The 26,995-nt window shown below is 55.0% G+C and carries 27 protein-coding genes and 1 other RNA gene; 21 read left to right on the forward strand and 7 right to left on the reverse strand.

Annotation, left to right across the window (positions count from 1 at the left end; genetic code table 11):
- Positions 1–31 precede the first annotated feature (31 nt).
- Positions 32–610 (reverse strand): lipoprotein, encoded by a 579-nt coding sequence (locus ACOTW6_RS03460; protein WP_062932298.1) that lies wholly within the window; start codon positions 608–610, stop codon positions 32–34.
- Between the two features lie 303 nt (positions 611–913).
- On the opposite strand from ACOTW6_RS03460, the gene bolA reads away from it, so the two are divergent.
- The 11 genes from bolA to ACOTW6_RS03515 all read left to right on the forward strand — a co-directional run bounded on the left by bolA (position 914) and on the right by ACOTW6_RS03515 (position 11,992).
- Positions 914–1,231, forward strand: a complete 318-nt coding sequence (bolA, locus tag ACOTW6_RS03465) for a transcriptional regulator BolA (protein WP_047051135.1) — start codon at positions 914–916, stop codon at positions 1,229–1,231.
- Positions 1,232–1,562: 331 nt separating this feature from the next.
- Positions 1,563–2,861: a trigger factor gene (gene tig, locus ACOTW6_RS03470; protein WP_015571277.1), complete on the forward strand. Its 1,299-nt coding sequence runs from the start codon at positions 1,563–1,565 to the stop codon at positions 2,859–2,861.
- 260 nt (positions 2,862–3,121) lie between these two features.
- Positions 3,122–3,745, forward strand: a complete 624-nt coding sequence (gene clpP / locus ACOTW6_RS03475; RefSeq protein ID WP_006809880.1) for an ATP-dependent Clp endopeptidase proteolytic subunit ClpP — start codon at positions 3,122–3,124, stop codon at positions 3,743–3,745.
- A gap of 127 nt (positions 3,746–3,872) precedes the next feature.
- Positions 3,873–5,147 carry an ATP-dependent protease ATP-binding subunit ClpX gene (gene clpX / locus ACOTW6_RS03480; RefSeq protein ID WP_006809879.1) on the forward strand — a complete coding sequence of 425 codons (1,275 nt, stop codon included), beginning with the start codon at positions 3,873–3,875 and terminating at the stop codon, positions 5,145–5,147.
- Between the two features lie 184 nt (positions 5,148–5,331).
- Positions 5,332–7,686 carry an endopeptidase La gene (lon, locus tag ACOTW6_RS03485; protein ID WP_006809878.1) on the forward strand — a complete coding sequence of 785 codons (2,355 nt, stop codon included), beginning with the start codon at positions 5,332–5,334 and terminating at the stop codon, positions 7,684–7,686.
- 210 nt (positions 7,687–7,896) lie between these two features.
- On the forward strand, positions 7,897–8,169 hold the full coding sequence (hupB, locus tag ACOTW6_RS03490; RefSeq protein ID WP_002444653.1) for a nucleoid-associated protein HU-beta: 273 nt from the start codon (positions 7,897–7,899) through the stop codon (positions 8,167–8,169).
- Between the two features lie 212 nt (positions 8,170–8,381).
- Positions 8,382–10,253 carry a peptidylprolyl isomerase gene (ppiD, locus tag ACOTW6_RS03495; protein WP_045142051.1) on the forward strand — a complete coding sequence of 624 codons (1,872 nt, stop codon included), beginning with the start codon at positions 8,382–8,384 and terminating at the stop codon, positions 10,251–10,253.
- A gap of 148 nt (positions 10,254–10,401) precedes the next feature.
- Positions 10,402–10,782, forward strand: a complete 381-nt coding sequence (locus ACOTW6_RS03500) for a helix-hairpin-helix domain-containing protein (protein WP_062932296.1) — start codon at positions 10,402–10,404, stop codon at positions 10,780–10,782.
- Positions 10,783–10,879: 97 nt separating this feature from the next.
- Positions 10,880–11,278 carry a YbgC/FadM family acyl-CoA thioesterase gene (locus tag ACOTW6_RS03505; RefSeq protein ID WP_017694410.1) on the forward strand — a complete coding sequence of 133 codons (399 nt, stop codon included), beginning with the start codon at positions 10,880–10,882 and terminating at the stop codon, positions 11,276–11,278.
- 47 nt (positions 11,279–11,325) lie between these two features.
- Complete coding sequence (locus ACOTW6_RS03510) at positions 11,326–11,676, forward strand: type II toxin-antitoxin system RelE/ParE family toxin (RefSeq protein ID WP_062932295.1); 351 nt, start codon at positions 11,326–11,328, stop codon at positions 11,674–11,676.
- Positions 11,663–11,992 (forward strand): DNA-binding protein, encoded by a 330-nt coding sequence (locus tag ACOTW6_RS03515; protein ID WP_062932294.1) that lies wholly within the window; start codon positions 11,663–11,665, stop codon positions 11,990–11,992. The genes ACOTW6_RS03510 and ACOTW6_RS03515 overlap by 14 nt, the downstream gene beginning before the upstream one ends.
- 3 nt (positions 11,993–11,995) lie before the next feature.
- Here ACOTW6_RS03515 and queC read toward each other — a convergent pair whose 3' ends face one another.
- Both queC and ACOTW6_RS03525 read right to left on the reverse strand, forming a co-directional pair.
- Positions 11,996–12,691 (reverse strand): 7-cyano-7-deazaguanine synthase QueC, encoded by a 696-nt coding sequence (queC, locus tag ACOTW6_RS03520; RefSeq protein ID WP_045142053.1) that lies wholly within the window; start codon positions 12,689–12,691, stop codon positions 11,996–11,998.
- 66 nt (positions 12,692–12,757) lie between these two features.
- On the reverse strand, positions 12,758–14,458 hold the full coding sequence (locus ACOTW6_RS03525) for an SgrR family transcriptional regulator (protein WP_062932292.1): 1,701 nt from the start codon (positions 14,456–14,458) through the stop codon (positions 12,758–12,760).
- A 101-nt stretch (positions 14,459–14,559) separates the two neighbouring features.
- On the opposite strand from ACOTW6_RS03525, the gene cof reads away from it, so the two are divergent.
- On the forward strand, positions 14,560–15,378 hold the full coding sequence (gene cof / locus ACOTW6_RS03530) for an HMP-PP phosphatase (protein ID WP_213788940.1): 819 nt from the start codon (positions 14,560–14,562) through the stop codon (positions 15,376–15,378).
- A gap of 41 nt (positions 15,379–15,419) precedes the next feature.
- On the opposite strand, the gene ACOTW6_RS03535 is transcribed toward cof, so the two are convergent.
- Positions 15,420–16,466, reverse strand: coding sequence for a PLP-dependent cysteine synthase family protein (locus tag ACOTW6_RS03535; RefSeq protein ID WP_213788939.1), 1,047 nt, complete (start codon positions 16,464–16,466; stop codon positions 15,420–15,422).
- Positions 16,467–16,581: 115 nt separating this feature from the next.
- Between ACOTW6_RS03535 and ACOTW6_RS03540 the strand changes: the two genes are divergently transcribed.
- From ACOTW6_RS03540 to amtB, 5 genes are all read left to right on the forward strand, one after another.
- Entirely contained in the window at positions 16,582–17,040 is a 459-nt protein-coding gene (locus tag ACOTW6_RS03540; RefSeq protein WP_015571267.1) for an Lrp/AsnC family transcriptional regulator, read from the forward strand.
- A gap of 30 nt (positions 17,041–17,070) precedes the next feature.
- Positions 17,071–18,825: a SmdA family multidrug ABC transporter permease/ATP-binding protein gene (locus ACOTW6_RS03545; RefSeq protein WP_062932290.1), complete on the forward strand. Its 1,755-nt coding sequence runs from the start codon at positions 17,071–17,073 to the stop codon at positions 18,823–18,825.
- Positions 18,818–20,599, forward strand: a complete 1,782-nt coding sequence (locus tag ACOTW6_RS03550) for a SmdB family multidrug efflux ABC transporter permease/ATP-binding protein (protein WP_062932289.1) — start codon at positions 18,818–18,820, stop codon at positions 20,597–20,599. Before ACOTW6_RS03545 ends, ACOTW6_RS03550 begins: the two co-directional genes overlap by 8 nt.
- Before the next feature lie 211 nt (positions 20,600–20,810).
- The gene (glnK, locus tag ACOTW6_RS03555; protein WP_006809867.1) at positions 20,811–21,149 is read left to right on the forward strand and encodes a P-II family nitrogen regulator; all 339 of its coding nucleotides are present in this window, start codon (positions 20,811–20,813) and stop codon (positions 21,147–21,149) included.
- Between the two features lie 35 nt (positions 21,150–21,184).
- Entirely contained in the window at positions 21,185–22,471 is a 1,287-nt protein-coding gene (amtB, locus tag ACOTW6_RS03560) for an ammonium transporter AmtB (protein ID WP_022650485.1), read from the forward strand.
- Between the two features lie 95 nt (positions 22,472–22,566).
- Here the strand turns inward: amtB and tesB are convergent, their stop codons facing one another.
- Positions 22,567–23,427 carry an acyl-CoA thioesterase II gene (gene tesB / locus ACOTW6_RS03565; RefSeq protein WP_062932288.1) on the reverse strand — a complete coding sequence of 287 codons (861 nt, stop codon included), beginning with the start codon at positions 23,425–23,427 and terminating at the stop codon, positions 22,567–22,569.
- A 203-nt stretch (positions 23,428–23,630) separates the two neighbouring features.
- On the opposite strand from tesB, the gene ACOTW6_RS03570 reads away from it, so the two are divergent.
- A complete protein-coding gene (locus ACOTW6_RS03570; RefSeq protein ID WP_006809864.1) occupies positions 23,631–24,158 on the forward strand; it encodes a YbaY family lipoprotein in 528 nt (175 codons plus the stop codon).
- A 37-nt stretch (positions 24,159–24,195) separates the two neighbouring features.
- On the opposite strand, the gene ACOTW6_RS03575 is transcribed toward ACOTW6_RS03570, so the two are convergent.
- Entirely contained in the window at positions 24,196–24,507 is a 312-nt protein-coding gene (locus ACOTW6_RS03575; RefSeq protein ID WP_003859016.1) for an MGMT family protein, read from the reverse strand.
- Between the two features lie 170 nt (positions 24,508–24,677).
- Between ACOTW6_RS03575 and ffs the strand changes: the two genes are divergently transcribed.
- From ffs to ACOTW6_RS03590, 3 genes are all read left to right on the forward strand, one after another.
- An RNA gene (gene ffs / locus ACOTW6_RS03580) (signal recognition particle sRNA small type) lies at positions 24,678–24,774 on the forward strand.
- Positions 24,775–25,021: 247 nt separating this feature from the next.
- Positions 25,022–25,273, forward strand: a complete 252-nt coding sequence (locus ACOTW6_RS03585; protein ID WP_006809862.1) for a hypothetical protein — start codon at positions 25,022–25,024, stop codon at positions 25,271–25,273.
- Complete coding sequence (locus ACOTW6_RS03590) at positions 25,270–25,485, forward strand: hypothetical protein (protein ID WP_015571263.1); 216 nt, start codon at positions 25,270–25,272, stop codon at positions 25,483–25,485. The genes ACOTW6_RS03585 and ACOTW6_RS03590 overlap by 4 nt, the downstream gene beginning before the upstream one ends.
- Before the next feature lie 70 nt (positions 25,486–25,555).
- Here ACOTW6_RS03590 and ACOTW6_RS03595 read toward each other — a convergent pair whose 3' ends face one another.
- Positions 25,556–26,977, reverse strand: a complete 1,422-nt coding sequence (locus ACOTW6_RS03595) for a PLP-dependent aminotransferase family protein (protein ID WP_062932287.1) — start codon at positions 26,975–26,977, stop codon at positions 25,556–25,558.
- Between the last annotated feature and the right edge of the window lie 18 nt (positions 26,978–26,995).

The following is a 26,995-nucleotide window of genomic DNA, read 5'->3' on the forward strand; positions in this document are numbered from 1 at the left end:
ACCCGGTGAAGCACCGGGTCAGTCAGCAGGATTAACGGGCGTTCTGCTTGATGAAGTCGTGAATGCTGGTGTCCTGTGCCATGTCGGCAATGGTGTCAGTCAGCACGCTGTTAACCGCGTCAGCGATATTTTTGTTGGAGGCCTGGAATGCGCCTTCAACGGAATAGCTTGCACGGTAGTTTTTGTTCATTTTGTTGCCGTTCTTCGCGGTAGCGATGATGGCGATATCGGCTTTGGTCGCAATGTTGTAGCGAACGTTACCCTGGGAGACGTCAGCGTACAGGTTGTTCACGATGATTTGCAGATCAACCGCGCCGCTTGGGCCAATCATGTAGCCACGGGAGGTCATCTGTTTCTCCAGCACTTCCTGCAACAGGAAGCGCAGGTCGCGGGAGGCGGTCAGCGTGACCTGCTGGTTGTCGCGAGTCATTTTCGCCAGCGCCTGGTCCTGACGCTGATCGGCGCCATTAATGCTGACCGTGACGCCCATCAGGCTTGGATCCTGCTGAGGCAGGGTAATTTTTGGTGAAACGTCAATGGTCGTCGGCGGAGTCGCGCAGCCGGCGAGCATAAAGAGTGCTACCAACGGAAAGAAGAGTTTTTTTAACATTTTCGGGTTCTCAACGAATCGTAAGCAAAGAGAGAAAAATTGCCGCCATCATAACATCGCCAACGGCCAGGGGAAGTGGTCAACGCATGTAAATTCATCGCCTTGTCCGAAAACTGACCACCTTTCCGCTTTTCTCTGCCTGTAAGGGACAAAACGTATGAACCACATAGTGAACTTCATTCGTTTGGATGAGAAAATCAGACGAAAGCTAAATATTTGTTGTCAAGGTGTAATGGAACCGGTAAAAGCGGCTAATATTTAAAGGGATGGGTGACATCTTAGCGTTGTCGGAGGAGTGATTTCATGATGATACGTGAACAGATAGAAGAAAAATTAAGGGCAGCGTTCAACCCTGTGTTTCTCGAAGTTGTCGACGAAAGCTATCGTCATAACGTGCCGGCAGGTTCTGAAAGCCACTTTAAAGTGGTTCTGGTCAGCGATCGCTTCACGGGAGAACGTTTCCTGAACCGACACCGCTTGATCTACAGCACCTTGACGGAAGAACTCTCCACAACCGTACATGCGCTGGCGCTGCATACCTACACCATTAAGGAATGGGAAGGGCTACAGGATACGGTATTCGCATCACCGCCTTGTCGGGGTGCAGGCTCCATCGCCTGATAAATCGGATTTGCAACCGCCGGAGTTTTTCCAGTATGTTGCTTACAGATTTCGTCAAGACGGCCTTCGGGCCGTTTTGTTTTGTCTGATTTTTGAGCGGATGGCGCGTTTTTAAGGCTAAAAATAGCCTTAAAGTGTGAAAAAAGCCGCAGCAACATGCTCCAACCGTTCTCGACTCACCTAAGTGATGCCGCTATAATGCCGCGTCTTATTGAATGTCTTCGGGATGATTCTGGCGACAGGGAATGTGAATCTGCACATAAGAGAGCATCCCGGTATAACAGACAGATTCAGAGTTGACCGAGCACTGTGATTTTTTTGAGGTAACAAGATGCAAGTTTCAGTTGAAACCACTCAAGGCCTTGGCCGCCGTGTAACGATTACTATCGCTGCTGACAGCATCGAAACTGCTGTGAAAAGCGAGCTGGTCAACGTAGCAAAAAAAGTACGTATTGACGGCTTCCGCAAGGGCAAAGTACCAATGAATGTTGTTGCTCAGCGTTATGGCGCTTCCGTGCGTCAGGATGTGCTGGGTGAACTGATGAGCCGCAACTTTATCGACGCGATCATCAAAGAAAAAATCAATCCAGCCGGCGCGCCGAACTACGTTCCAGGCGAATACAAGCAGGGCGAAGACTTCACCTACTCCGTAGAGTTCGAAGTGTACCCGGAAGTTGAGCTGAAAGGTCTGGAATCTATCGAAGTTGAAAAACCGATCGTTTCCGTGACCGACGAAGACGTTGACGGCATGCTGGATACCCTGCGTAAGCAGCAGGCGAACTGGAAAGAGAAAGAAGGCGCTGTTGACGCGGAAGACCGCGTAACCATCGACTTCACCGGTTCTGTAGACGGCGAAGAGTTCGAAGGCGGTAAAGCGTCTGATTTCGTACTGGCGATGGGCCAGGGTCGTATGATCCCAGGCTTCGAAGACGGTATCAAAGGCCACAAAGCGGGCGAAGAGTTCACCATCGACGTGACCTTCCCTGAAGAATACCACGCTGAAAACCTGAAAGGTAAAGCAGCGAAGTTCGTTATCAACCTGAAGAAAGTGGAAGAGCGCGAACTGCCAGAACTGACTGAAGAATTCATCAAGCGTTTCGGCGTGGAAGATGGTTCTGTTGCGGGCCTGCGTACCGAAGTGCGTAAAAACATGGAGCGCGAGCTGAACGGCGCTGTACGTAACCGCGTGAAGTCTCAGGCGATTGAAGGTCTGGTGAAAGCGAACGACATCGACGTTCCTGCTGCCCTGATCGACAGCGAAATCGACGTTCTGCGCCGTCAGGCTGCACAGCGCTTCGGTGGCAACCAGCAGCAAGCGATGGAACTGCCACGCGAGCTGTTCGAAGAGCAAGCGAAACGTCGCGTTGTTGTTGGCCTGCTGCTGGGCGAAGTGATTCGTACCCACGAGCTGAAAGCTGACGAAGAGCGTGTGAAAGGCCTGATCGAAGAGATGGCTTCTGCATACGAAGATCCATCAGAAGTGATCGAGTTCTACGGTAAGAACAAAGAGCTGATGGACAACATGCGCAACGTCGCGCTGGAAGAGCAGGCTGTTGAAGCGGTACTGGCGAAAGCGAAAGTGACCGAAAAAGAGACCTCTTTCACCGAACTGATGAACCAGCAGGCGTAATTTCGCCCCAACGGTTTAAAGTTTGAACAAAAAACCCGTTGCCCTCCGGCGACGGGTTTTTTTTATCACAGCTTTAGTCCTGGAAGGGTGCTAAAACGCCCTTTCAGTGTTAGCGTTACAACAAAACGTTGTTATGCTTGAAATAGGGCATGGCGACCCCCATTAGTATGTAATCACGATGATTGAGACTGGCTGATAATCCGTCCATAAGGTTACAATCAGTACAGCAGGTGTTTTCAATTTTGAACCAGGAGACGGAAATGTCATACAGTGGCGAACGAGATAACTTTGCACCCCATATGGCGCTGGTGCCAATGGTTATTGAACAGACCTCACGCGGTGAGCGTTCTTTCGATATCTATTCCCGTCTGCTCAAGGAACGCGTTATCTTTCTGACCGGCCAGGTGGAAGACCATATGGCTAACCTGATCGTGGCGCAGATGCTGTTCCTGGAAGCGGAAAACCCGGAAAAAGACATTTACCTGTACATCAACTCGCCGGGCGGTGTGATTACGGCGGGCATGTCTATTTACGACACCATGCAATTCATCAAGCCGGATGTCAGCACCATCTGTATGGGGCAGGCGGCGTCCATGGGGGCTTTCCTGTTAACCGCAGGGGCGAAAGGTAAGCGTTTCTGCCTGCCTAACTCCCGCGTGATGATTCACCAGCCGCTGGGTGGTTACCAGGGCCAGGCGACGGATATTGAAATCCACGCCCGAGAAATTCTGAAAGTAAAAGCGCGCATGAATGAACTTATGGCGCAGCATACGGGTCAACCTCTCGAGCAGATCGAGCGCGATACCGAGCGCGATCGCTTCCTCTCTGCACCAGAGGCAGTTGAGTACGGCTTAGTCGACTCCATTTTGACCCATCGTAATTGATGCCCGCGACGCGAGTGTGCCGCTATACTAAGGTAGGGCGGCACGTTGCCTGTAAGCAGCTTGCGTCTGAGAATGGCATTTGCGTCGTCATGTGCGGCACATAGAACTTAAAAAGAGGTTTGGACTCATGACAGATAAACGCAAAGATGGTTCGGGCAAACTGCTGTACTGCTCTTTTTGCGGCAAAAGCCAGCATGAAGTGCGTAAACTGATTGCCGGGCCGTCCGTGTATATCTGCGACGAATGCGTCGATTTATGTAACGACATCATTCGCGAAGAGATTAAAGAAGTCGCGCCGCACCGTGAGCGCAGCGCGTTACCAACGCCACACGAGATTCGCCACCACCTGGACGACTATGTCATTGGTCAGGAGCAGGCGAAAAAAGTGCTGGCGGTGGCGGTATACAACCACTACAAACGTCTGCGTAACGGCGATACCAGCAATGGCGTAGAGCTGGGCAAAAGTAACATTCTGCTGATCGGGCCTACGGGTTCTGGTAAAACCCTGCTGGCGGAAACGCTGGCGCGCCTGCTGGATGTTCCGTTCACCATGGCGGATGCCACCACCCTGACCGAAGCCGGTTATGTGGGTGAAGACGTTGAAAATATTATCCAGAAGCTGCTCCAGAAGTGCGATTACGACGTACAGAAAGCCCAGCGCGGGATCGTCTATATCGATGAGATCGACAAAATCTCCCGTAAATCAGACAACCCGTCGATCACCCGTGACGTCTCGGGCGAGGGCGTGCAGCAGGCGCTGCTGAAGCTGATCGAAGGTACGGTTGCGGCTGTTCCACCGCAGGGTGGGCGTAAACATCCGCAGCAGGAATTCTTGCAGGTTGATACCTCCAAGATCCTGTTTATCTGCGGTGGTGCGTTTGCAGGCCTGGATAAAGTGATCTCTCACCGTGTGGAAACCGGCTCCGGCATTGGTTTTGGCGCAACGGTGAAAGCCACGTCTGAAAAACCAAACGAAGGCCAGCTGCTGGCGCAGGTTGAGCCGGAAGATCTGATCAAATTCGGTTTGATTCCGGAATTTATCGGCCGTCTGCCGGTTGTGGCGACCCTGAACGAACTGAGCGAAGACGCGCTGATTCAGATCCTGAAAGAGCCGAAAAACGCGCTGACCAAGCAGTATCAGGCGCTGTTTAATCTGGAAGGCGTTGAGCTGGAGTTCCGTGACGAAGCGCTGGACGCGATTGCCAAGAAAGCGATGGCGCGTAAAACCGGTGCCCGTGGCCTGCGTTCTATTGTAGAAGCAGCATTGCTCGACACGATGTACGATCTTCCTTCTATGGAAGACGTCGAAAAAGTTGTGATCGACGAGTCCGTCATTGGTGGCCAGACCAAGCCGTTACTGATTTACGGTAAACCGGAAGCGCAGCAGGCATCTGGCGAATAATTCACCATTTCATACAATCAGTTAATCAAAAAGGGGGGATTTTATCTCCCCTTTACTTTTTCCGTATTCATGGCGTTGAATGTATGGGAAACATCCCCATATACTGGATTACATGTTAATGGTTGTGTGAAGCACAGTTACATGACCAGTTTACCTGGCGGACACTAAACTAAGAGAGAGCTCTATGAATCCTGAGCGTTCTGAACGCATTGAAATCCCCGTATTGCCGTTGCGCGATGTGGTGGTTTATCCGCACATGGTCATACCCTTATTTGTAGGGCGGGAAAAATCTATCCGTTGCCTCGAAGCCGCCATGGATCATGATAAAAAAATCATGTTGGTCGCGCAGAAGGAAGCATCAACGGATGAGCCGGGTGTAAACGATCTTTTCACCGTCGGGACCGTGGCCTCTATTTTGCAGATGCTGAAGCTGCCAGACGGCACCGTGAAGGTGCTGGTGGAAGGCTTACAGCGTGCGCGTATTACCACTCTGTCAGACGATGGCGAGCACTTCTCTGCGAAGGCAGAGTACCTTGATTCACCGGAACTTGATGAGCGCGAACAGGAAGTGCTGGTACGCACCGCGATCAGCCAGTTCGAAGGCTACATCAAGCTGAATAAGAAAATCCCACCTGAAGTGCTGACGTCGCTGAACAGCATCGACGATCCTGCACGTCTGGCGGATACCATCGCTGCGCACATGCCGCTGAAGCTGGCTGACAAACAGTCCGTGCTGGAAATGTCCGACGTTAACGAACGTCTGGAATACCTGATGGCGATGATGGAGTCGGAGATCGATCTGCTCCAGGTTGAGAAGCGCATTCGCAACCGCGTCAAAAAGCAGATGGAAAAATCGCAGCGTGAGTACTATCTGAACGAGCAAATGAAAGCCATTCAGAAAGAGCTCGGCGAGATGGACGATGCGCCGGATGAAAACGAAGCGCTGAAGCGTAAGATCGACGCGGCGAAGATGCCGAAAGAGGCGAAAGAGAAAGCCGAAGCTGAGTTGCAAAAGCTGAAAATGATGTCTCCGATGTCGGCGGAAGCGACCGTTGTACGCGGCTACATTGAGTGGATGGTGCAGGTTCCGTGGAATGCCCGCAGCAAGGTCAAAAAAGACCTGCGTCAGGCCCAGGAAATCCTCGATACCGACCACTACGGCCTGGAACGCGTGAAAGACCGCATTCTTGAGTACCTCGCGGTACAGAGCCGTGTGAACAAAATCAAGGGCCCAATTCTGTGCCTGGTAGGGCCTCCAGGGGTGGGTAAAACCTCTCTGGGCCAGTCCATCGCCAAAGCGACCGGGCGTAAGTACATCCGTATGGCGCTGGGCGGCGTGCGTGATGAAGCGGAAATCCGCGGCCACCGTCGTACCTATATTGGTTCCATGCCGGGCAAGCTGATCCAGAAGATGGCGAAAGTGGGCGTCAAAAACCCGCTGTTCCTGCTCGATGAGATCGACAAAATGTCGTCAGACATGCGTGGCGATCCGGCGTCGGCGCTGCTGGAAGTGCTTGATCCAGAGCAGAACGTCGCGTTCAGCGATCACTATCTGGAAGTCGACTACGACCTGAGCGACGTGATGTTCGTGGCGACCTCCAACTCCATGAACATTCCTGCGCCGCTGCTGGACCGTATGGAAGTGATCCGTCTCTCCGGTTATACCGAAGACGAGAAGCTGAACATTGCTAAACAGCACCTGCTGCCGAAGCAGATTGAGCGTAACGCGCTGAAGGCTAACGAGCTGACCGTTGAGGACAGCGCCATTGTTGGCATTATTCGTTACTACACCCGTGAAGCGGGCGTGCGTAGCCTCGAGCGTGAGATCTCTAAGCTGTGCCGTAAGGCGGTGAAACAGCTGCTGCTGGATAAGAGCCTGAAGCACATCGTGATTAACGGCGACAATCTGCATGCGTACCTGGGCGTTCAGCGCTTCGACTATGGTCGCGCGGATAACGAAAACCGCGTTGGCCAGGTGACCGGTCTGGCATGGACGGAAGTGGGTGGCGATCTGCTGACCATCGAAACCGCCTGTGTCCCGGGCAAAGGCAAGCTGACCTACACCGGTTCACTGGGTGAAGTGATGCAGGAGTCCATCCAGGCGGCGCTGACCGTGGTGCGCGCGCGCGCGGAAAAACTGGGTATCAACCCGGATTTCTACGAAAAACGCGACATTCACGTTCACGTTCCGGAAGGGGCGACGCCGAAAGATGGCCCAAGCGCGGGTATTGCCATGTGTACGGCGCTGGTTTCCTGCCTGACAGGGAACCCGGTTCGTGCTGATGTGGCCATGACCGGTGAAATTACGCTGCGTGGTCAGGTACTGCCTATCGGCGGGTTAAAAGAAAAACTGCTGGCGGCCCACCGGGGTGGGATCAAAACCGTATTGATCCCTTACGAGAATAAACGCGATCTGGAAGAGATTCCGGACAACGTTATTGCCGATTTGCAGATCCATCCGGTGAAACGCATTGAGGAAGTTCTGACTCTCGCACTGCAAAATGAACCGTCCGGAATGCAGGTTGTAACCGCAAAATAGTGACCTCGCGCAAAGAGCGCCAATAAAAACAAGGCTGGTAAGTCATTTCGTACTTGCCAGCCTTTTTTTGTATAGCTAATTTAGATTGCTGATTGGGTTAGCCATCAACAACGGGTGTTGTAAGGTCATAGCAGGACTGATATAACTGCTGCGCGGTCGCGCTGTGAAGGATTCAGGTGCGATATAAATTATAAAGAGAGGAAGAGAACAGTGAATAAATCTCAACTGATTGACAAAATTGCTGCGGGTGCTGATATTTCTAAAGCTGCAGCGGGACGTGCTTTAGATGCTTTAATTGCTTCTGTTACTGAATCTCTGCAAGCTGGGGACGACGTTGCACTGGTAGGCTTCGGTACTTTTGCGGTTAAAGAGCGTGCAGCCCGTACTGGCCGCAACCCTCAGACCGGCAAAGAGATCACCATTGCTGCCGCTAAAGTGCCGGGTTTCCGTGCAGGTAAAGCGCTGAAAGACGCAGTAAACTGATTGCTTTCCCGCTCCAGGGAAGCTGAAAAGTACAAGGGCGCATCGTTTGATGTGCCTTTTTTGTTTGTCCAGACCTGATTTGTGCGAGTTTATGCGAGTTGTGGGCTGACAATTGCCCTGTTTTCTTGTCACAATACGCCTTTACGCGCGACGGTCAGGATTTTCCGTCAGCGTCAGGTAACCAGTCACCTACAGCGGAGTGTTGTTACACCATGATGGACAGCTTACGCACGGCTGCTAACAGTCTCGTGCTCAAGATTATTTTCGGTATCATTATCGTGTCGTTCATATTGACCGGTGTGAGTAGTTACCTCATCGGCGGTGGCGCGAACTACGCCGCAAAAGTGAATGGCCAGGAAATTAGCCGTGGGCAGTTCGAGAACGCTTTTGCTGGTGAACGTAACCGCATGCAGCAACAGCTGGGCGACCAATACTCTGAACTTGCAGCCAACGAAGGCTATATGAAAAACCTGCGTCAGCAGACGCTGAACCGCCTTATTGACGAGGCGCTGCTGGATCAGTACGCGAAAAGCCTCGGTCTGGGCATCAGCGATGAGCAGGTTAAAAAAGCCATCTTCTCAACGCAGGCTTTCCAGTCTAATGGGAAGTTCGACAACGCGCGTTACAACAGCATTGTTAACCAGATGGGTATGACGGCTGACCAGTACGCTCAGGCGCTGCGTAACCAGTTGACCACGCAACAGCTGATCAACGCGGTGGTGGGCACCGATTTCATGCTGAAAGGCGAAACTGAAGAGCTGGCGGCACTGGTGGCGCAGCAACGCGTGGTGCGTGAAGCGACAATTGATGTCAACGCACTGGCAGCGAAACAGCAGGTCAGTGACGCTGAAGTTAATGCTTACTACGAGCAAAACAAGAACAACTTCATCTCTCCGGAACAGTTCCGCGTAAGCTATATCAAGCTGGATGCAGCTGCAATGCAGGAAAACGCGACTGACGCCGAGATCCAGTCTTATTACGACCAGCATCAGGATCAGTTCACTCAGCCGCAGCGTAACCGTTACAGCGTGATCCAGACCAAAACGGAAGCAGAAGCGAAAGCCGTGCTGGACGAGCTGAACAAAGGCGCTGATTTCGCCACCTTAGCGAAAGCAAAATCCACCGACATTATTTCTGCCAAAAACGGCGGTGATATGGGCTGGCTGGAAGAGTCTACTACCCCGGACGAGCTGAAAAATGCAGGCCTGAAAGAGAAAGGCCAACTGTCTGGTGTAATCAAATCCTCCGTTGGTTTCCTGGTGGCGCGTCTGGACGATGTTGTGGCGGCGAAAACCAAGCCGCTGGCTGACGTTCGTGATGATATCGCCGCGAAAGTGAAGCAGGAGAAAGCGCTGGACGCCTTCTATGCTCTGCAACAGAAAGTGAGCGATGCCGCAAGCAATGACAACGAATCACTGGCGGGCGCTGAGCAGGCTGCTGGCGTTAAAGCGGTTGAGACGGGCTGGTTCAGCCACGAAAACCTGCCGGAAGAACTGAACTTCAAACCAGTTTCAGATGCCATTTTCAATGGTGGTCTGGTCGGTGAGAACGGTACGCCGGGCAGCAACTCAGACATCATTACCGTTGATGGTGACCGAGCGTTCGTACTGCGCGTCAGCGAGCACAAAGCCGAGGCAGTGAAGCCCCTGGCGGAAGTGAAAGATCAGGTGGTGGCGCTGGTCAAACACAACAAAGCGGCACAGCAGGCAAAACTGGATGCAGAGAAAATTCTGGCCGACCTGAAAGCCGGTAAGAACGATGCGCTGAAAGCGGCTGGCCTGAGCTTTGGCGAAGCAAAAACGCTGAGCCGTACCGGTCAGGATCCTGTCAGCCAGGCGGCCTTTGGCCTGAGCCTGCCGGCGAAAGACAAACCTGTCTTTGGCACCACGACCGATATGCAGGGTAACGTGGTGGTTCTGGCGCTGGATGAAGTGAAAGCCGGCACGCTGCCAGACGCGCAGAAGAAGGCCATGGTTCAGGGAATTACCCAGAACAATGCCCAGATTGCTTTCGAAGCGTTGATGAGCAACCTGCGTAAAGAAGCCAAAATCAAGCTGGGTGATGTGGTCACTCAGGAGCAATAATTACGTATCTGCTCGCAGATTTTCGTAACGCTCTGCAAAAACTAAAGGCCGCTTTCGCGGCCTTTTCCATTTCTGCAATCTGCTGTTTGTCCCGGTTTTCACGTGCGGTTATCGTGGCGTGGCTGTCAACAAACAAGGAGAAAACAGCATGAAATGTGGAATCAAAGCACTGTTAATTACCCTGGCGATTGCCACTTCCGGGATGAGTGCGGGCGCGCTGGCGGCGTCCCCCTCGGCTAAAGCCCAGGCTGCACAAACTCAGGCCGATGCAACGTCACAAGGTCAGGTTAAAGCCAACGCGACGGCCAGCACGAAAGCCATTGAGGTCGAGGGTACGCGGGTCAGTATCAATACTGCCTCTGCGGACGATCTTGCCCGCGTAATGAATGGCGTGGGCCTCAAAAAAGCGCAGGCCATCGTCAGCTATCGTGAAGAGTATGGTCCTTTCAAAACCCTTGACGATCTCAAGCAGGTGCCGGGTATGGGCAGCGCGCTGGTTGAGCGCAATCTCGCACACCTGACGCTGTAATCGCGTAATCACTTGCACTGCGGCAAAAATTTGCCAGGATAAAGAGGTCATACCAGTTATGACCTCTGAACCTATAACAACTAAAGGCTATTGCGCTATGCAGACACAAATCAAAGTCCGTGGTTATCACCTCGATGTTTACCAGCACGTCAATAACGCCCGCTACCTTGAATTTCTTGAAGAGGCGCGCTGGGACGGCCTGGAGAACAGCGAAAGCTTCCAGTGGCTGACCGCACACAACATCGCGTTTGTGGTCGTCAACATCAACATTAACTACCGCCGCCCGGCTGTGCTGGGGGATGTGCTCACCGTGACGAGTGAGGTCCAACAACTGAATGGCAAAAGTGGTGTATTGAGCCAGGTCGTTACGCTGGAGCCAGAAGGGCAGGTGGTGGCCGATGCGCTGATCACTTTTGTCTGTATCGATCTCAAAACCCAGAAAGCGTTGCCGCTGGAAGGGGAGTTGCGCGAAAAGCTGGAGCTGATGATCGCGTAAATTTTTGTCTTTTATAAAAGACAAAAAGGGTTTTCAGGGATAAAATCATGAACAGGGACTACGTTGTTAAACGTTACCGAACCCGCGACGGAAAAATACCGTTTGAGGATTGGGTAGCAAAGTTGAGACGAAAGGATCCGGAGCTGGCGTTTCGGATCCTTCTGCGAATCGACCGCGCGGAGAAGGGGAATTTTGGCGATTACCGTTATCTCAGAGAGGGTGTCTGGGAGTTGAAGGTTGATTGTGGTCCCGGTTATCGAGTCTATTTTGCAGTCCAGCATCGGGAAATCTTATTATTGCTGATCGGCGGTGACAAAAAGAGCCAGAAAGCGGATGTGATGCTGGCAATAGACTACTGGAAAGATCATCATAAGGATAAACCCCATGAGCAAAAGTGAGCGAAAATTCTCAAGTACCGTCAGCCATGATGAAGCTGTAGTCAAAATGCTGCGCAAAAATCCTTCTTACGCGCAACTCTATCTGCAAATTGCACTGGATGAAATTTACGAAGACCAGGGGATCCCAGCCTATTTGATTGCCCTCAGACGCGTTATCGAAGCGCGCGGCGGTATCGGAGAGATTTCAGCCAAAGCGGGGCTTTCACGTCAGCAGCTATACCGCACCCTGTCCGAAAATGGTAACCCAACGCTGACTACACTGATGAAGATCACCCGTGCTGCCGGTGTAAAACTGTTCGACAGCACGGTCAGGTAGCCCTTATTTCAGCCCGGTCTTTTTCTGCATTGCGGCCATCACGCCCGCTTTATCCGCAAGGTAATGATTCAGACCGTTCGCGCGCAGGTTACAGGCGGCACACTGCCCGCAGCCGTCCCCTTTAATGCCGTTGTAGCAGGTCAGGGTCTCGTTGCGAACAACATCCAGCTTGCCCCAGTAGTCGGCGAGCGCCCAGGTTTCAGCCTTATCCAGCCACATCAGCGGCGTTTCGAAGCGGGTCTCTTTTGCCATTCCCAGATCGACGGCGTGATTGAGTGCTTTCACGAATTCATCCCGACAGTCCGGGTAGCCAGAGAAGTCCGTCTCACACACGCCCGTGATCACCGCTTCGGCTTTCACCTGGTAGGCATAGATCGCCGTCAGGGTCAGGAAGAGAATGTTGCGGCCCGGTACGAAGGTGTTCGGAATGCCGCTGGCATCCGGTTCGTAATCAGGCACCGGAATGCTGTCGCGGGTGAGGCTGCTGACGGCCAGTTCATTCAACAGCGTGACGTCCAGCACTTTATGAGCGCGGGCGCCCAGTTTGAGAGCCAGTTCACGAGCGACATCGATTTCAGCGCGATGACGCTGACCATAATCAAAAGTGACGCAGTGCACTTCATCATACTGGTGAAGCGCCTGAATCAGGCAGGTGGTGGAATCTTGTCCTCCGCTGAACACGACGACGGCACGTTTCATAGATCATCTCGACAGTTACAGTAAAAGCGTCATGTTAACGCCTGGCTAAAGCGGCGACCAGCTTCTTCACGCGTTTGGGGGAGGAAGCCAGGCTTCGGTGAAGTCAAACCAGCCGCGAGTGTTAAGGCGTATGCCGTTGACGCCCGGAGGCGCGCTGATTTGATACTGGTAGTTAAAGAGCGGCGTCAGGACGGCTGACTCCATTAACCGGCTGAATATAGCCTGAAGTCCTGCGTGTCGGTCACGCTCGTCGGCCTGCGTCTGCACCGCATCCAGCGTGGCCTGCAAATGGGCGTATGCCGGTGCGCTCAGCAGATGCGGCCAGAGCGCATCGCAGCGGAGCCACTGCTCAAGCGTGTACGCTGGCGCTTCGCCAATCAGTCTGTCTCCCATCATGATGTCTGCATCGGCAAGCTGCTGGCACCCGTCCCACGTTTTGGCGTCGTGAAAGATGACGGTCAATTCACAACCCTGCCGCGCAAGGTATGCTTTTAACTGGCTGGCCATGGTGTGAAGCTCAACCGGCAGGTGGTAGACCAGCGTCAATGCCTCTGGCAGCGCAACGTCGGTTAAATCAGGCCATTGGGGGATCGCCCAGCCGGGAAGCAGTTCCTCGGTAGGGGTGATGAGCCCTTCGTTCAGGGGAAGCGTGTGCAGCAGCGTTGAGAGATGAATGATATTAATCAGCCGCTTTGCCTGAAGTTCGCTCAGACGCGGGCTCTGTTTCAGCGTGAGGTAGCAGAAACCCAGACTGGTGCTGTTACTCACCAGCCGCAGGCTGGCCAGCTCGTCGGCCTCGCCAATGGCGATTTGCACCGGGTGGCGACAGCTGGTGCCCAGACTGTAGTCAAAAAGCTGGGGCGTGATCCAGTACTCGATAGCCTTAAGCAACGGATGGCCAAGGTGATACTGCTCGTGGCTTTCCAGACGCACCAGTTCAGGCTCAAAAACGCTCAGCCGAAAGGGACCGCTGCCCACCACGGGGTAATAGGGATGCGCCAGACGGCTACAGTAGGTTGCCAGCCTGTGCGCCAGCCAGTAGTCAGGTTGATGGAGAATAAACGTCAGGCACTGCGGATGCGTGGTTTCGATACGTAAGACGCTGCGGAAAAGCGTGCCCATGCCGGGCTGCGATAACAGCGCCGTCAGGCTTTGCCGGAGCTGTGCCGTCTCTATTTTATCGCCGTTATGCCAGTGCAGGGTGGAGCGAATGTAGAAATGCCAGCGCAGGCCGTCAGCAGAGACTTCCCAGTGATGCGCCAGATCGCCCGTGGGTTCACTGCTGTTTCCATTAAAACGCGTCAAACCAGAGAATACCTGTCCCGCCAGATGCTGCTCCGCCCGGCCAGGGAGAAACCCCGGCTGAAGCGGCTCCAGCGAGCGATAGTAGGGAATACGCAGCGTCGGCGTATCGTTCTGCCACTGCCCGCCCATAAACGGATGCAGCAGCGATCGCAAATCTTCAGGCGCGAGCTGGGCCAGTTCCAGCGCGTTGTGCTGCTGTCCACTTTTCAGGGCCTCTTCCATCATCGTATTACGCAACGAGTCCGGGGTGACGTGAAAGCGTAATTCCCCACGCTTACCTCGTCCGGAGCGGGCGTGCCAGCTTAACCAGCCCGCCTCCTGCGCCTGGCGCAGCAGGGTGCGAACATGTCGCTCGCTGCAAAAGCAGCGGCTGGCAAGCTCGCTGATGGTCACCTGCTGCGGTGCGCCGGCGGAGGGGTGCCACAGACGCTGATACTGGTTAAGACGATTAAGCTGGCGCATGAAAAACCCGGAACAATAATTATCATCTATTCACTATTACTTCCGTATATCTCACGTAATACTGATGCACAAGTTAACCGCATCACATTTCGGGAGTAATCATGGCTCGGCTCGCTGCATTTGATATGGACGGCACGCTGTTAATGCCGGATCACCGTTTAGGGGAGAAAACCCTGAACACACTTAAGCGCCTGCGCGAGCGTGAAGTCACCCTGACGTTTGCCACTGGTCGTCATGTGCTGGAGATGCGCCATCTGCTGGGGACATTTGCCCTCGATGCGTTCCTGATCACCGGCAACGGGACGCGCATTCACTCCGTCGATGGCGATGTACTGCACCGTCAGGATCTGAACCCGCAAGTGGCGGACATTGTCCTGCACAGCACCTGGGATACGCAGGCCAGCGTGCATGTTTTCAACGATGAAGGCTGGTTTACCGGGCGTGAGATCCCGGCCTTGCTGCACGCTCACGTTTACAGCGGCTTTAAATATCAGCTTATCGATTTGCGCCGCATTCCGGCACACAAGGTGACCAAGATCTGCTTCTGTGGCGATCACGACGATCTCTGCCGTCTGCGTATTCAGCTTAACGAGGCGCTGGGCGACCGGGCGCACCTGACTTTCTCGGCGGTGGACTGCCTGGAAGTGCTGCCGGTGGGCTGTAACAAAGGATCTGCGCTGGCGCTGCTAAGCGATCATCTGGGGCTGACGATGCAGGACTGTATGGCCTTTGGTGACGCCATGAACGACCACGAGATGCTGAGCAGCGTGGGCCGTGGGCTGATTATGGGGAACGCGATGCCGCAACTTATCGCCGCGCTCCCGCATTTACCGGTTATCGGACACTGTCGTAACGAAGCGGTGTCCCATTTTTTGACGCATTGGCTGGACAAAAATAACCTCCCATATTCCCCCGAATAGTGAGACCCTTCCAGCAAGCCAGGCTAAAGCCTGGCTTTTTTTTATTTCACCAGCTGCGAAATCTGCGCTTTCCACGGTTCTACATCGCCAATATTGGCCTGTACCCATTCTGCGTTGTAATAGGTGTCCAGGTAGCGCTCCCCGCTGTCGCACAGCAGCGTGACGACAGAGCCGGTACGGCCTTCTTCGCGCATCCTCGCGGCCAGCTGTAGCGCGCCCCACATATTGGTGCCGGTGGAAGCCCCGACTTTACGGCCAAGCTGTGTCTCCAGCCAGTGCGCCGTCGCGACGCTGGCGGCGTCCGGCACGCGGAGCATCTCATCCACAACGTCCGGAATGAACGAGGGTTCGACGCGCGGGCGACCAATCCCTTCGATCTTGCTCCCCACGGGGCTGCGCAGGCTGGCATCGCGGGATTGCCAGTAATCGAGGAACACCGAGTTTTGCGGGTCAACCACCATCAGCTGCGTATCATAACCCTGACAGCGGATATAACGTCCGATGGTGGCGGAGGTTCCGCCCGTGCCCGCGCTCATGACAATGTAAGTGGGGACAGGATGCGGCTCGTGGGTCATCTGGCGGAAAATGCTGTCCGCAATGTTATTGTTGCCGCGCCAGTCGGTGGCGCGCTCGGCGAAGGTAAACTGGTCCATATAGTGACCATTCAGTTCGCGGGCCAGCATTTCGGAGGCCGAATAGATCTCGCAGGCGCTTTCCACAAAGTGGCAGCGTCCGCCGTAAAATTCGATCTGTTCGACTTTACGTTTCGCCGTGCAGGAAGGCATTACGGCGATAAACGGCAGACCCAACAGGCGGGCAAAGTAGGCTTCGGAGACGGCAGTTGATCCGGACGACGATTCAATAATCGTGGTGCCTTCTTTAATCCAGCCGTTACATAAACCGTATAAAAAGAGTGAACGCGCCAGGCGATGCTTCAGGCTGCCGGTAGGATGGGTGCTTTCATCCTTCAGGTAAAGTTGAATGCCGGGAAATCCGGGCAGAGGCAGGCGGATCAAGTGGGTGTCTGCCGAGCGCTGATAGTCGGCATTTATTTCGCTGATGGCATGTTTAACCCAGGTGCTATTCATCGTAGTTATCCGTTTGTCATTTTGTGCCCAGCATAGCGAAAAGCACAGAAAAAATTGTTGCTATCTGACCTTTAAAATAGAATGTAAGGAGAATAATTTTCTCTTCGAGGTGGCTATGTTAGATAAAATTGACCGTAAGCTGCTTTCTTTGCTGCAAAGCGACTGCACCCTCTCTTTGCAGGCGCTGGCAGATGCCGTTAATCTGACCACCACACCGTGCTGGAAGCGCCTCAAGAAGCTGGAAGATGATGGCATTCTGCTGGGACGAGTGGCGTTGCTGGACCCCGAAAAACTGGGGCTTGGACTGACCGCCTTCGTCCTGATAAAAACGCAGCATCACAGTAGCGAATGGTACTGCCGCTTCGTCACCCAGGTTTCCGACATGCCCGAGGTGCTCGGCTTCTGGCGTATGGCGGGAGAATACGACTATCTGATGCGCGTTCAGGTGGCAGACATGAAGCGCTACGATGATTTCTACAAGCGGCTGGTCAATAGCGTACCGGGCTTGTCCGATGTCACCTCCAGTTTCGCCATGGAACAGATTAAATACACCACAGCGTTACCCATTGAATAACTTCTTAAAATACCTTCAGGAAAAGACCGCGTGCGATTATTTGCCCAATTAAGCTGGTACTTTCGTCGGGAGTGGCAACGCTACCTCGGCGCGGTGGCCCTGCTTATTATCATTGCCATTCTGCAACTGATCCCGCCCAAAGTGGTGGGCTACGTCGTGGATGGCGTTACGGAACAACATTACACCGCCGCACGGGTGATGATGTGGGTCGGTACGCTGGTGCTGACGGCCGTGGTGGTTTACCTGCTGCGTTATGTCTGGCGCGTGCTGCTGTTCGGCGCGTCTTATCAGCTTGCCGTTGAGTTGCGCGAGGACTTTTATCGCCAGCTGAGCCGCCAGCACCCTGAGTTTTATCTGCGTCACCGTACCGGGGATCTCATCGCCCGCGCCACTAACGATGTAGACCGCGTGGTGTTTGCCGCCGGTGAAGGGGTGTTAACGCTGGTGGATTCCCTGGTGATGGGCTGTGCGGTATTGATTGTCATGTCTACGCAAATTAGCTGGGAGCTCACGCTGCTGGCGCTGCTGCCGATGCCGCTGATGGCGCTGGCAATTAACCGCTACGGCGAGCAGCTCCATGAACGCTTCAAGCTGGCGCAGGCGGCGTTCTCGTCGCTGAACGATCGCACTCAGGAGAGCATGACCAGCATCCGCATGATCAAAGCGTTTGGTCTGGAAGACCGCCAGTCCGCGCTGTTTGCCGCCGACGCCGCCGATACCGGCGCGAAAAACATGCGCGTGGCGCGTATTGATGCCCGTTTCGATCCAACAATTTATGTTGCGATTGGCATGGCGAACCTGCTGGCGGTGGGCGGCGGCAGCTGGATGGTGGTGCGAGGCACGATGACTCTCGGGCAGTTAACCAGCTTTGCGATGTACCTTGGGCTGATGATCTGGCCGATGCTGGCGCTGGCCTGGATGTTTAATATCGTTGAACGCGGGAGCGCCGCTTACAGCCGTATCCGCGCCATGCTGGCGGAAGTGCCGGTCGTGAACGATGGCAGCGAGCCGGTACCGGAAGGTCCGGGTATTCTCAAGGCTGATATCCGCGCCTTTATTTACCCGCAAACGGAACATCCGGTGCTTGAGAACGTCAGTTTCACGCTGCGTCCTGGTCAGATGCTGGGCATCTGCGGCCCGACGGGCTCCGGTAAAAGCACCATTCTGTCACTGATTCAGCGCCATTTTGACGTGAGCGAAGGCGATATCCGTTTCCACGACATCCCGCTGCCACGTCTGCTGCTGGATGACTGGCGCAGCCGCCTGGCGGTTGTCAGCCAGACGCCGTTTTTGTTTTCAGACACCATTGCCAACAATATCGCGCTCGGGTGTCCGACGGCGACACAGGACCAGATCGAGCACGTGGCGCGTCTGGCCAGCGTCCACGAGGATATTCTGCGCCTGCCGCAGGGCTACGACACGGAAGTGGGTGAGCGGGGCGTTATGCTCTCCGGCGGACAAAAACAGCGTATCTCTATTGCCCGCGCGCTGCTGCTGGACGCTGAGATCCTGATACTGGATGATGCGCTGTCCGCGGTTGACGGGCGTACTGAACATCAAATTTTGCATAACCTTCGCCAGTGGGGGGAGGGGCGTACGGTCATCATCAGCGCGCACCGTCTGTCGGCCCTAACCGAAGCCAGTGAAATTCTGGTGCTTCAGCACGGGCATATTGCTCAGCGTGGTCAGCATGAGCAGCTTGCCGGGCAGACCGGGTGGTATCGGGATATGTACCGCTATCAACAGCTTGAAGCCGCGCTGGATGAGGAGGTCGCCGATGCGTAAGTTTGGACAGATGTGGCCGACGTTAAAACGGCTGCTGGCCTATGGCTCACCGTGGCGCAAACCGCTTTCCATCGCCGTGCTGTTGCTGTGGATCGCCGCGATAGCGGAGGTGACCGGTCCGCTGCTTATCAGCTATTTTATCGATAACATGGTGGCGAAAAGCTATCTGCCGCTGGGGCTGGTGGCTGGGCTGGGAGTGGCGTATGTCGGGCTACAGCTGACGGCGGCGGGGCTGCACTATGCGCAGTCGCTGCTGTTTAACCGGGCCGCCGTGGGCGTGGTCCAGCAGCTTCGCACGGATGTGATGGATGCCGCGCTGCGCCAGCCGCTGAGCGAGTTTGATACTCAGCCGGTCGGGCAGGTTATTTCGCGCGTTACCAATGACACCGAGGTGATCCGCGACCTCTATGTAACCGTTGTCGCAACGGTTCTGCGCAGTGCCGCGTTAATTGGCGCGATGCTGGTGGCGATGTTCAGCCTGGACTGGCGTATGGCGCTGGTGGCGATCGCTATTTTCCCGGCGGTGCTGATTGTGATGGTGATTTACCAGCGCTACAGCACGCCGATTGTTCGTCGCGTGCGCGCTTACCTCGCAGATATCAATGATGGCTTCAACGAAGTGATCAACGGCATGAGCGTTATCCAGCAGTTTCGCCAGCAGGCGCGTTTTGGCGAGCGAATGGGGGAAGCCAGCCGCTCACACTATATGGCGCGGATGCAGACGTTACGTCTGGATGGCTTCCTGTTACGCCCGCTGCTGAGCCTCTTCTCAGCGCTGGTACTGTGCGGGCTGTTGATGCTGTTTGGCCTGACGACGCGCGGAACCATCGAGGTGGGGGTGCTGTACGCATTTATCAGCTACCTTGGACGCCTTAACGAACCGCTGATTGAACTCACCACGCAGCAATCGATGCTGCAACAGGCAGTGGTCGCGGGCGAGCGTGTATTCGAGCTGATGGACAGGCCGCGTCAGACCTATGGCGATGACGAACGCCCGCTGGAAAGTGGATCTATCGCGTTTGATCATGTCTCGTTTGCCTACCGCGACGACCAGCTTGTCTTGCAGGATATCAACCTCGAGGTACCGTCGCGCGGTTTTGTCGCCCTGGTTGGGCATACCGGTAGCGGCAAAAGCACGCTCGCCAGTTTGCTGATGGGCTACTATCCGTTGACGCAGGGGGAGATCCGTCTGGACGGACGGCCCCTTTCCTCGCTTAGCCACAACGCGTTGCGTAAGGGCGTCGCGATGGTGCAGCAGGATCCGGTGGTACTGGCGGATACCTTTTATGCCAACGTGACGCTGGGACGACCTTTCACCCCTGAGCAGGTGTGGGAGGTGCTGGAAACGGTGCAGCTGGCGGATCTGGCGCGCGGGTTAAGCGAGGGGATCAATACCCGGCTGGGCGAGCAGGGCAATAACCTCTCCGTCGGGCAAAAGCAACTTCTGGCGCTGGCGCGCGTGCTGATTGAGACGCCGCAGGTGTTAATTCTGGATGAAGCGACAGCAAGCATTGACTCCGGTACCGAGCAGGCGATCCAGCAGGCGCTGGCTGCCGTGCGGGATCGCACTACGCTGGTGGTGATCGCCCACCGCCTGTCAACGATCGTCGATGCCGATACTATTCTGGTGCTGCACCGTGGTCAGGCCGTTGAACGGGGGACGCACAGAGCGCTGCTTGAGGCAAAAGGACGCTACTGGCAGATGTATCAGTTGCAGCTGGCAGGCGACGAGCTGGCCGCCAGCGTGCGTGAGGAAGAGTCACTCAGCGCCTGATGCACCATAACAAGGCAATGCGCTAACAGTCTTAACCGTTGGTGCAAAACTGAAACGCACCCTGCACTGCCATGGTGCGTTTTTTTTCACCTCTTCCCGGCGCATGCGCGCCGCGTTGCTTTCCTCCTCACCTTTCACTTCTGGCACACCCTTTGCAATATCCCTCTCGTGTTAGCTGCGGCCATTACCGAATTCTGACTGGAGGGGATATATGAAGCTGGTTACGGTGGTAATCAAACCATTCAAACTCGAAGACGTGCGTGAAGCGCTGTCTTCCATGGGTATTCAGGGACTGACTGTCACCGAAGTGAAAGGCTTTGGGCGTCAGAAAGGTCATGCCGAGCTTTATCGCGGGGCGGAATACAGCGTTAACTTCCTGCCAAAAGTGAAGATTGATGTGGCGATTGCCGACGATCAGCTTGATGAGGTGATTGATGTCGTCAGCAAAGCGGCCTACACCGGAAAAATTGGCGACGGCAAAATTTTCGTTGCCGAACTACAGCGCGTCATTCGCATCCGTACCGGCGAATCTGACGAAGCGGCGTTGTAAGTAACTCCTGGCACACAGTGATAGGGATCGAGAAAATGAAGAAAGCAACAATGAAAACAGGTCTGGGTTCGCTGGCACTGCTGCCGGGCCTGGCAATGGCTGCACCTGCTGTGGCAGACAAAGCCGATAACGCCTTTATGATGATTTGCACCGCGCTGGTGCTGTTCATGACGATTCCGGGGATCGCGCTGTTTTACGGCGGCCTGATCCGCGGCAAGAACGTACTCTCCATGCTGACGCAGGTTGCCGTCACGTTCGCGCTGGTGTGCGTGCTGTGGGTGGTTTACGGTTACTCGCTGGCCTTCGGGGAGGGCAACGCCTTCTTCGGCAACGTTAACTGGGCGATGCTGAAAAATATCGAACTGACCGCGGTGATGGGCAGCTTTTATCAGTATATTCATGTCGCGTTCCAGGGCTCATTCGCCTGCATCACCGTGGGGCTGATTGTGGGCGCACTGGCTGAGCGTATCCGCTTCTCTGCGGTACTGATTTTCGTGGTGGTCTGGCTGACGCTCTCCTATATCCCGATTGCGCATATGGTCTGGGGCGGTGGTCTGTTGGCTTCCCATGGCGCGCTGGACTTTGCGGGCGGTACCGTTGTGCACATCAACGCCGCGGTAGCAGGCCTGGTAGGCGCCTACCTGATTGGCAAGCGCGTGGGCTTCGGGAAGGAAGCATTCAAGCCGCACAACCTGCCGATGGTCTTTACCGGCACCGCCATCCTCTATTTTGGCTGGTTCGGCTTCAACGCAGGTTCAGCCAGCGCCGCTAACGAAATCGCCGCGCTGGCCTTCGTGAATACCGTTGTGGCAACCGCCGGCGCTATCCTCTCATGGGTATTTGGCGAGTGGGCCGTTCGCGGCAAGCCATCGCTGCTGGGTGCCTGTTCCGGGGCGATTGCCGGTCTGGTAGGTATTACGCCAGCGTGCGGTTACGTGGGCGTGGGCGGTGCGCTGCTGATCGGTATCGTCGCAGGTCTGGCGGGGCTGTGGGGCGTTACCGCACTGAAACGTGTTCTGCGCGTTGACGATCCGTGTGACGTATTCGGCGTACACGGTGTGTGCGGCATCGTTGGCTGTATCATGACCGGTATCTTTGCTGCCCAATCTCTGGGCGGTGTGGGTTACGCAGAAGGCGTGACCATGGGACATCAGGTGCTGGTGCAGCTGGAAAGTATCGCGATCACCGTTGTCTGGTCGGGCGTTGTGGCCTTTATCGGCTACAAGCTGGCCGATATGACCGTGGGGCTGCGCGTACCAGAAGAGCAGGAGCGCGAAGGTCTGGACGTCAACAGCCACGGCGAGAATGCCTATAACGCATAATTTGAGTGCTTTGCCGGGCGGCGGCTTCGCCTTACCCGGCCTGAAAAAGCATAATTCGCAGGCCCGGTAAGCGCAGCGCTACCGGGCTTTTTACATCACCCGCGATTGCGCATCACACCTTCCTGAACGGTAGAAGCCACCAGCACGCCATCCTGAGTGTAAAACTCCCCGCGTACAAAGCCGCGCGCGCTGGACGCAGAGGTACTTTCCACGCTGTAAAGCAGCCATTCATTCATATCGAACGGACGGTGGAACCACATGGAATGGTCAATCGTGGCGACCTGCATCCCTTTTTCGAGGAAGCCCACGCCGTGCGGCTGTAGCGCAACCGGCAGGAAGTTGAAATCTGACGCATACCCCAGCAGGTACTGATGCACGCGTAAATCTGCCGGTACGCTGCCGTTGGCGCGGATCCACACCTGGCGGGCGGGCTCAGCGGTATGCCCCTTCATTGGGTTATGAAATTCGACCGGGCGGATCTCCAGCGGTTTATCGCACAGAAACTTCTCTTTTACCTGCGGCGGCAGCAGATGCGCGAGTGCGCGGGCAATTTCGGTTTCTGATTTCAGATCGTCCGGAGACGGGGCAGGCGGCATCGTTTTTTGATGCTCATAGCCCGGCTCTGGCGCCTGGAACGAGGCGGTCATGTAGAAGATGGGTTTCCCATGCTGGATGGCCGCCACGCGACGGGCGCTGAAGCTTTGACCGTCACGCAGAACTTCCACGTCGTAAACAATCGGTTTAGCGCTGTCACCGGGGCGTAAAAAGTAGCTGTGAAACGAGTGCACCAGACGGTCTGCCGGGACGGTCTCCCTGGCGGCATACAGCGCTTGCCCCACGACCTGGCCGCCAAAAACCTGGCGTAAGCCTAAATCTTCGCTCTGTCCGCGAAATAGCCCTTCTTCTATTTTTTCCAGGTTCAGCAATGTCAGCAGATTGTTCAGTGCCTGACTCATAGTGGTCCTCAATAAACGCCGTGGCGAAAGATACGCTGAGTATAACCCAGAAATGAAAGTGGTCCGATGGGTAGAATAATCTTAATATCCGGACGAAATTAGGCATAAATCCGTGATTTGTGCCACACTTGTATTCGTTGTGTGAATAAAACGACATCAGATGGGATCGATCCCGCTGGTGCATTGATGATAAGGAGACTTCAATGAAACTCGTGCCTATGCTCAGTGGTGTAGCAATTGCGGTAGCGTTGTCCGCCTGTGCTGGTAAGAGTGCCGATGTACCGGTGCCAACAGCAAGCGCAAACGGGATTAACACCCTTTCACAGCAAGCTATTCAGCAGCCAAATGTTTCCGGTACGATCTGGATCAAACAGAAGGTTGCGCTGCCGCCGGATGCGGTTTTAACGGTCACGCTGTCTGATGCTTCCCTGGCGGATGCGCCGTCCAAAGTGCTTGCGCAGCGCGCGGTTCGTACAGAGGGTAAACAGGCGCCGTTCAGCTTTGTGCTGCCGTACAACCCGTCTGACGTGCAACCCAATGCGCGTATCCTCCTGAGCGCGGCGGTAACGATCAACGATAAACTGGTCTTTATCACCGATACCGTGCAGGAAGCGGTCAACAAAGGTGGCACCAAAATCGACCTGACCCTGGTACCGGTGCAGCAAACTGAAGTACCTGTTGCAACGCAGACCAATCAGCCGACTCTGCCTACACCGCCAACACAGATGTAATTTTCTCTCGCCCTCTCCATGTTGACGGGAGAGGGCGTCAGTACTCCCAGCGATACTTCTGCATATCAATCTGTCCTGCCCCGGACACCTGCACCCCTTCTGAGAGTAATGCCTGACGCTGGCGCTGCAAGTCCGGCCCGGTGAGGGAAATGGCGCCATGGCGATTGACGACCCGGTGCCACGGTAACGTGCTTCCTTCCGGTAGTCTCCTTAGGACGCCGCCTACCTGACGCGCCGCACGCGGAGAACCCGCCAGCCGGGCGACTTCCCCATAGGTCGTGACACAGCCTTCCGGAATCGAAGCCACGATTTGCCACACTCGCTGTGGGAAAGTGTCATGTTCGTCCATTGTTTCTCCTGCGGGAAATCAGCGAAGGGTAATGTTATACGAAGATAAAGAAGATTGTCGGGGCAGTTTGCGCAATAATCCAGCATCCGATTGCCAGCGGCTTGCAATTGAGGTGCTCCACAGGGATAATGCGCCAGCGCGTTGGTTATCAACGCTCTCAATGGGGGCTCTGTTGGTTCTCCCGCAACGCTACTCTGTTCACCAGGTCAGGTCCGGAAGGAAGCAGCCAGGGCAGACGACGTGGGTGCCGGGATGTAGCTGGCAGGGCCCCCACCCATTTGTGCTCCTCTCCAGTCGTTCCCCTGAATAAACCTTCTAAATTATGTGTCTATTGTATTTTCTGTAATACAGTCTTCATTTAACTGAAATAATAATGTCATAAACCTGTAATAATAGACTGTCATTTTATTTTCGGATGCCTTTATTCTGTCATAAGCTAAAAAATATATATCTGGATAACAAACTTATCTTCGTGTATTAAATTAAACACGTGTTCCGAAAGGATGTGACAATCATGGTTACTGCGGTTTTAAACGTTAAAATTGATGAAGCGCTAAAAGAAAGACTTCGCCACTATGCGGAAGACAATAATGAGAATTTAAGCGTGACCACAGAGAAACTGCTGCTGCTGGCATTTGAAGCAGTAGAAGAGGCGGGAGTATCGGAAGAGGATGTTGATAATCAGCATACGGAAGAAGAGAGCGTAACTCCATTTACTCCTAAAGAAATCAAAGCACTACGTAAACTTCTGAAGAAGAGAAAATGAAACAACAACTATCGACTGCCAGTGACTACAACGAGGCCTGCAATCTGTTACGTTCCGGCTACGTGAAACATGTTCGTCTTGGCTGGAATGTAGGAAGTGATGAGTTCTTTCGAATTGCGTCTGACTGGTGTGATACCGGTGCAAAAATAAAGAAAGAAGGGGATAATTTCATTATTTCGCTGAAAGGCTTCCCGATTCCTCCTCAACATTAAGCTGTTCTTCATGAAAACTGCTGACTGCATGCGTTACAGTCAGCAGTTTTTATTGTTTCTGGCAAATAATTTACACCAGGCTCCGTTTTACTGGCGCTACACTTTTATTTAATGCACGCCACAGCGGTTTGATCCGCAATAATGCCTCTTCAAGTTCTGGCGGACTGAGTGAGAAGGGCATTCGCAGGTAGCGGTCAAACGCGCCTGAAAGCCCAAAGCGCGTGCCGGTGCCCATAATGATGCCTGTCGTTTCGGCGCGTGCCGCCAGTTGCGTCGCCAGCATGCCGGGTAACTCAATCCAATATGAAAGCCCTCCCTCCGCTTCCTGAAACCGCCATTCGGGGAAATGTTCCCGCAGCATCTGGCCGCAGCGGTCGCGCCGTTCTGCCAGCATTTGCCGCCGGGCAGGCAGGAAGGTTTCACTGTTTTCGATAAGCCACAGCGTGGCCAGCTGTTCCAGCACCGGAGAGCCCAGATCCAGCGTGTCGCGCGTCTGCGCGAGGGTGGCGATAGTGCGTGACGAGGCGCGGATCCAGCCGAGACGCAGCCCACCCCAGAAGCTTTTGCCTGCGGAACCCAGCGTCATCACCGTGGCCTCCGGGTTAAAGGCGGCGAGCGGCGGCGGCGGGGGAGCATCGAACCAGAGATCGACCATGGTTTCATCCACCACCAGCGTGGTGCGGGTTTGCGCGGCGATGTCGGTTATGGTCTGGCGCGTCGCGGCATCCATGCAACGCCCGGTCGGATTATGAAAATCCGGCATCAGATAGGCCAGACGCGGGGCGGTCTGGGCAAGCGTTGCGGCAAAACCGTCGGTATCCCAGCCCGTTTCAGGCAGCGAGACGCCCACGGGCCGGCATAGTGCCCCCTGAATAGCGGCTATCGCCAGCGGGTAAGTGGGATGATCCACCACCACGCGATCCCCGGGGCCAGTCATCATTCTTAAGATCAGGGCAAAGCCGCTGACGGCGCCGTTCACTACCATCACTTCGTCTGCCCGGGTGGGGAGACCGCGTGCGGTGTAGCGGGCGGCGATAGCTTCACGTAGCGCCGGAAGCCCAAGCTGATCGTACCCGGTCAGCGCCAGATTCGGCGTGATGGCCGTTAGCGCGTGGGCGTAGGCCTGGTGGATCTCTGGCCCCGCGTTGAGCGCGGCGGTTGAGAGATCCAGCGCCGCGCTGGCAGTGGAAAGCGTGGGCACGGCGCGGCTGTCTGGCAGGATCGCCCGCGAACCGCTGCCGTGACGGCTCTCCAGATAACCCTCCTCCCGCAGATGCGCCAGCGCGCTGCTGATGGTGGTGCGGCTTACGCTCAGCGCGGCGGCCAGTTCCCGCTCTCCGGGCAGGCGTGTGTTTAGCGCCAGCCTGCCATCCAGAATTAACAGGCGTAACGCGTCAGCCAGCTGGCGCCACAGCGGGGTGCGGGAAGAGGCTTGCTGCCAGTGCCCTAACAGGCGTACCAGAGACTGGCTTCCAAAACGACGTGATGACATATGCAGTCCACTATTTGA

Source organism: Enterobacter cloacae complex sp. IR5403 (assembly GCF_049238705.1).
GTDB lineage: Bacteria > Pseudomonadota > Gammaproteobacteria > Enterobacterales > Enterobacteriaceae > Enterobacter > Enterobacter hormaechei_C.

Bases quoted from the DNA above. Each gene is read 5' to 3' on its own strand.
- ACOTW6_RS03460 (WP_062932298.1), bottom strand. From the start codon at position 610: ATGTTAAAAAAACTCTTCTTTCCGTTGGTAGCACTCTTTATGCTCGCC.
- bolA (WP_047051135.1), top strand. From the start codon at position 914: ATGATGATACGTGAACAGATAGAAGAAAAATTAAGGGCAGCGTTCAAC.
- tig (WP_015571277.1), top strand. From the start codon at position 1,563: ATGCAAGTTTCAGTTGAAACCACTCAAGGCCTTGGCCGCCGTGTAACG.
- clpP (WP_006809880.1), top strand. From the start codon at position 3,122: ATGTCATACAGTGGCGAACGAGATAACTTTGCACCCCATATGGCGCTG.
- clpX (WP_006809879.1), top strand. From the start codon at position 3,873: ATGACAGATAAACGCAAAGATGGTTCGGGCAAACTGCTGTACTGCTCT.
- lon (WP_006809878.1), top strand. From the start codon at position 5,332: ATGAATCCTGAGCGTTCTGAACGCATTGAAATCCCCGTATTGCCGTTG.
- ppiD (WP_045142051.1), top strand. From the start codon at position 8,382: ATGATGGACAGCTTACGCACGGCTGCTAACAGTCTCGTGCTCAAGATT.
- ACOTW6_RS03500 (WP_062932296.1), top strand. From the start codon at position 10,402: ATGAAATGTGGAATCAAAGCACTGTTAATTACCCTGGCGATTGCCACT.
- ACOTW6_RS03505 (WP_017694410.1), top strand. From the start codon at position 10,880: ATGCAGACACAAATCAAAGTCCGTGGTTATCACCTCGATGTTTACCAG.
- ACOTW6_RS03510 (WP_062932295.1), top strand. From the start codon at position 11,326: ATGAACAGGGACTACGTTGTTAAACGTTACCGAACCCGCGACGGAAAA.
- ACOTW6_RS03515 (WP_062932294.1), top strand. From the start codon at position 11,663: ATGAGCAAAAGTGAGCGAAAATTCTCAAGTACCGTCAGCCATGATGAA.
- queC (WP_045142053.1), bottom strand. From the start codon at position 12,691: ATGAAACGTGCCGTCGTCGTGTTCAGCGGAGGACAAGATTCCACCACC.
- ACOTW6_RS03525 (WP_062932292.1), bottom strand. From the start codon at position 14,458: ATGCGCCAGCTTAATCGTCTTAACCAGTATCAGCGTCTGTGGCACCCC.
- cof (WP_213788940.1), top strand. From the start codon at position 14,560: ATGGCTCGGCTCGCTGCATTTGATATGGACGGCACGCTGTTAATGCCG.
- ACOTW6_RS03535 (WP_213788939.1), bottom strand. From the start codon at position 16,466: ATGAATAGCACCTGGGTTAAACATGCCATCAGCGAAATAAATGCCGAC.
- ACOTW6_RS03540 (WP_015571267.1), top strand. From the start codon at position 16,582: ATGTTAGATAAAATTGACCGTAAGCTGCTTTCTTTGCTGCAAAGCGAC.
- ACOTW6_RS03550 (WP_062932289.1), top strand. From the start codon at position 18,818: ATGCGTAAGTTTGGACAGATGTGGCCGACGTTAAAACGGCTGCTGGCC.
- glnK (WP_006809867.1), top strand. From the start codon at position 20,811: ATGAAGCTGGTTACGGTGGTAATCAAACCATTCAAACTCGAAGACGTG.
- amtB (WP_022650485.1), top strand. From the start codon at position 21,185: ATGAAGAAAGCAACAATGAAAACAGGTCTGGGTTCGCTGGCACTGCTG.
- tesB (WP_062932288.1), bottom strand. From the start codon at position 23,427: ATGAGTCAGGCACTGAACAATCTGCTGACATTGCTGAACCTGGAAAAA.
- ACOTW6_RS03570 (WP_006809864.1), top strand. From the start codon at position 23,631: ATGAAACTCGTGCCTATGCTCAGTGGTGTAGCAATTGCGGTAGCGTTG.
- ACOTW6_RS03575 (WP_003859016.1), bottom strand. From the start codon at position 24,507: ATGGACGAACATGACACTTTCCCACAGCGAGTGTGGCAAATCGTGGCT.
- ACOTW6_RS03585 (WP_006809862.1), top strand. From the start codon at position 25,022: ATGGTTACTGCGGTTTTAAACGTTAAAATTGATGAAGCGCTAAAAGAA.
- ACOTW6_RS03590 (WP_015571263.1), top strand. From the start codon at position 25,270: ATGAAACAACAACTATCGACTGCCAGTGACTACAACGAGGCCTGCAAT.
- ACOTW6_RS03595 (WP_062932287.1), bottom strand. From the start codon at position 26,977: ATGTCATCACGTCGTTTTGGAAGCCAGTCTCTGGTACGCCTGTTAGGG.